1 protein-coding gene is annotated in these 448 nt (G+C 37.9%); it reads left to right on the forward strand.

Annotation, left to right across the window (positions count from 1 at the left end):
• Window positions 1-448: hypothetical protein (locus tag FV226_RS28415; RefSeq protein WP_210246562.1), on the forward strand; the 448-nt coding region annotated here is incomplete at both ends.

Here is a 448-nt window from a genome sequence, read left to right on the forward strand (position 1 = left end):
CAATAGTATAACTAAAGTTTTTTATGAAGGTGGAATTTTCGTATACTTGCTCTTTGGGGCGGTTTTATCATTCGTAACAATTTATATTCCAGCCAGAATTTTATCGAGTTCGATAGATTTTAAAAAACTACTTGTTGGGATTATGTACATGAATACATTTGTGGCCACCGTTAGTATGGCTATGTTGATATTTGCGCTACCTCTATTCATGTTTGGAGTAGAGCTTCAATACAATGTAATCCAGATTGGCGATAAGCAAGTTATGATTGGAGAGCCTAAAATCGTTTATGGCTACTTGATATTGACCATGCTAGCGATATGGAAGTTGTGGACACTTGTAGTCGGTCCAGCATTTGTCATGAGTTCGGCTGCAATCCTAACAGGTGTTAGTCCCCGCAAGATAATAATCACAAGTTTACTGATAGTATTTTCAGCTCCACTACTGGCC

The sequence above is a fragment of the Methylobacterium sp. WL12 genome (genome assembly GCF_008039475.1).
Lineage (GTDB): Bacteria > Pseudomonadota > Alphaproteobacteria > Rhizobiales > Beijerinckiaceae > Methylobacterium > Methylobacterium cerastii.